1 protein-coding gene is annotated in these 973 nt (G+C 55.3%); it reads left to right on the top strand.

The window, feature by feature from the left end:
* The first annotated feature begins 92 nt into the window (after nt 1-92).
* Nucleotides 93-512: an ISAs1 family transposase gene (locus NUW23_16340; GenBank protein MCR4427716.1), complete on the top strand. Its 420-nt coding sequence runs from the start codon at nt 93-95 to the stop codon at nt 510-512.
* Nucleotides 513-973 lie beyond the last annotated feature (461 nt).

Genomic DNA, 973 nt, shown 5'->3' with positions numbered 1-973 from the left:
CCCTGTCCTTCTTTTCTCCCCGGGCCTCCCCCGGCGAGTACCACCCACTTAAACTTTACTCAGTCCTTTGTAGCCAGGTTGCCAAAGATGCCATTGCTGTCGACGGCAAGACCCAACGCGGTTCAGGTTCAGAAGACACTAAGCCTATACATCTAATGGCTGCTCTGCTCCATAAAGAAGGCATAGTCGCTCCTCAGAACGAGGTCGACTCAAAAAGCAATGAGATTGCGGCATTCAAGCCCCTGCTTAACCCACTAGACCTCGAAGGAGTTGTTGTCACCGCTGATGCTATCCACGCTCAGGCCCACCACGCCCGGTACCCAGTGGAGGAGAAGAAAGCCGACTATGTCTTCACCGTCAAAGCCAATCAGAAAAGCCTCTTTGAGGATATTGCCGCCCTCGGGGAGAGCGGTTTTTCCCCCTGCCTACACAACAAGAGATGGAGACCATGGCCGCATAGAGACGCGCACCATTCGCGCAACCACATAAGGCTGGTCCGGAGCGGCTGTTAGAACTCTCACGCAGCCATTGGGATATCGAGAATAGACTTCACTGGGTGAGGGATGTCACTCTCGATGAAGACAGATCCCAAATCCGAACCAAGGCAGGTCCCCGAGTGTTTGCGACCCTACCCAACCTGATAATCGGCGCGCTCCGCCTATGCGGCTGGAAGAACATCGCTTCAGGACTACGCGGCCTTGCATGGGGCGGACCTCATGTTGTGCTTAACCTGCTAGGCTGCTAAAGGGAACAACACCGCAACAACCTTAAACCCCGCATACACAGAGGTCCCCCAAAAGCCTCTACTTCCTCTCTCACACCCCAAATCCCTCGACTCGGCCCTGTGTCCTACCCACACACCATTGCATCGCCTTTCGCTGCCCTCAGAACAAGCCACCCGTGTCAATCAAAAAGGACTTTGACGTGGGCCTGCCACGCGGGTCAGGCACAGAAGGGGGTGCGAACACATATC

The organism is Bacillota bacterium (genome assembly GCA_024655925.1).
GTDB lineage: Bacteria > Bacillota > DTU025 > DTU025 > JANLFS01 > JANLFS01.
This window is presented reverse-complemented; position numbering and strand designations above follow the sequence as displayed.